Source organism: Gemmata algarum, assembly GCF_034097035.1.
Taxonomy (GTDB): domain Bacteria; phylum Planctomycetota; class Planctomycetia; order Gemmatales; family Gemmataceae; genus Gemmata; species Gemmata algarum.
In genome coordinates this window covers 1-2432 of record NZ_JAXBLV010000055.1, presented here as the reverse complement: position 1 = coordinate 2432, position 2432 = coordinate 1, and the positions used below count along the sequence as shown (strand labels likewise).

At 73.6% G+C, this 2432-nt stretch carries 2 protein-coding genes; both read right to left on the bottom strand.

Going from position 1 to position 2432, the window contains the following annotated elements:
- Positions 1-111: 111 nt before the first annotated feature.
- Complete coding sequence (locus tag R5W23_RS06415; protein WP_320685621.1) at positions 112-1617, bottom strand: hypothetical protein; 1506 nt, start codon at positions 1615-1617, stop codon at positions 112-114.
- On the bottom strand, positions 1532-2432 hold a 901-nt coding region (locus R5W23_RS06410), incomplete at its 5' end, for a hypothetical protein (protein ID WP_320685620.1). The genes R5W23_RS06415 and R5W23_RS06410, both read right to left, overlap by 86 nt.

Sequence of the window (2432 nt, the reverse complement as noted above, 5' to 3'; positions counted from 1 at the left end):
GACGTGCCGCTCCGGTCCCCCCGGGGGCACCGAAACGGGCGGGAAAAGCGCTGGTTGCGGGCAAAGAAAATCGAGAAGAAATGTGCCCGCGGCGCCGCGGGCGTCGGTCATTTATGACCGATCGGACGGCGGCACGAGCGATTCGGCCTCGAACCGCGCCACCCAGCGGGCGCGGCCCGGATCGAAGGCGAGGGGCGGGGCGTTGAGCTGAAAGAACTGCGACAGCGCCCGCCCCAGCGCGAGCAGTTCGGGCGCGCCTTGCGGTCGGGTCAGGCGCCCGCCGCCCCGGAGCAGGTCGAGGAGCGCCGCGCCGGCGCGCGTCGGCGCCCCGTCCGGGTCGGTGAGCCCCAGGTCCGAGAGCGTGTGGGCGGAGCGCCGCTCGCCGCGCGTGGCGATGCCGACCCGCCGGTGCCCGCCCGTCTCGTCGAACGCGGACGCGACGTCACGCCGTTCGACCGTCATCGAGATGACGACGCCATTGCTCGTCTCGGTTACGGTCAGGTCGTCCCACGTCGCGCCCGGCGGCGTCGGGAACACGACCGGCCCGTCCCGGTGAATCGTGAACCGGGTGCGGTACGGTTCCCCCTTGCGGGTCGGGTGAAACGGGTCGGCCTCGATTCCGAGCAGCCCCCGCAACCGGGTGCGTAGGGTCCCCACCTTCTGCTTCAGCCCGCCCGACTTGGTGCGGACCGCGTCATCGGTGCCGAGCGTCCCGCGGGACCGGGCCAGCAGGCCGAGCAACGCCCACGCGTCGTCCGGGGCGCCCTTCGCGCGGCGGTCCGCGAACCCGGCCTCCGCGAACCCGAACCGCTCCGTTACCGAACCGACTTGAACGCGAACGTGGTGCTCGCCGACGACCAGCGTGACCTGCTCCCAGGTGGCGCCCGGTGGCGTCGGGAACGTTCGGCCCGCCTCTTTTGGTACCGGGCGTGTGGCGGGGGTGACGGCCGACGCGAGCAGCTCCCGGTCGGCGGTCATCCCCTTCGGACCGAGCGTGAGCAGGTCGGTGAGAGGCACCACGACCGGCGCCCGGTCCGCCCACACAGTGGGTGGCGGAACCGTCTGGGGTACGAACACCAGCGCGTTCGCGGCACGCAGCTTCGGGACGGCCTCGACGACGGCCGCCGCGTCCGGGCGGGTCAGCCCGACGGCCAGGAACGCCACCCACACGCGCCCACCGAGGCGCAGCGTGCCGAGCTTCCACACGCGCCCGGGCACGCGTGCGGTCACCGCGCCGGCGGCGCCCGCCGCGGACGCCACCACGGCGGCCAGTGCGGGCGCCCGCACCGCCCACTGGCGCAGGACCGCGGGATCGAGCGGGACGGCCATCCCTTCGTGCGGGCAGACGAGGTACGCGCGCCGCTCCGCCCCCGCCGACGCGGCCCACTGGACGGGCTCGACGTGATCGAACCCGCACGCCGTGCACACCGACACCGCGGCGGGCTCGATCGGCACCAGCAGCCCGAGGCGCACCAGACGGGCGGTCGTGTCGTCCGGCCACGCGCCCACCTCGGCCGCAGCGAACGTCGGGTCAGGCCGCTCGGTGCGCGCCAGCAGGTCCGCCGTCGGTGCCGTCGTCCTCGCCCCCGCCCCCGTAGTCGCCCGGTTCGTCGTCACCGAGAATCCCCCACTGGCGCAAGCACCACTCGCCCACCTCGCGGTGGGCCGGCGACAGGCTCTTGAGGTTGCACGCGTCCGGGAAGCTCACGTCGAACGTCAGCGGGCGCGCCCGGTCCCCGTCCGGCGGGGTGTGCATGATGGTGAACGTGACCATGCTGACCAGCAGCTCGTCCCGCGGGAACCGCTCCACCGGGAAGTGGATGTCGAGCATCTCGTACACGTCCCCGGTGCGGGCCGCGTTCGCCTCGAGCACCACCCGCCGGGTCATGTCCTCCCGGGCCACCACCCGCATCTTGCGGATCACCGCCGACAGGACGCCGCGGGCCGGGTCGGTGGTCAGCGGGAACGAGTGGTCGATCAGCCCGTTGAGGTGGTACGACCGGCGCGCCGGGTCGGCGAGCGGGGCGCGGGTGTGCAGGACGTGCTCGCAGAACCGGTCACGCAGTTCCGCCCGCCAGCGGCGGTCCCCGCGCGCGTACAGGTCCAGCGTCCCCACCCCGTTCGGCGCGACTCGTGACGGGGTGTACACGTACACCACCTCGAACGTGGGGCGCAGCGGCGTGCGGGTGAGGGTGCCGCGGACGTCGTGGGCGGTGTGCGTGTGCGTGTAGTCGTCGACGAACAGGAACACGTACAGCGCCCCGTCGCGCTCGTAGTGCTCGATCGAGCACTGGTGCCCGCGCCCCTGCTCCCGGTACAGGAACGCCACCGCTTGGCGGAGGTCGGTCAGGGCGCCGGGCGTGGCGTCGAACGGGACGTCGTCGAAGCCCGTGGTCAGGTTCCAGAACCGGCCCATCGGGCACCCGGCGGCT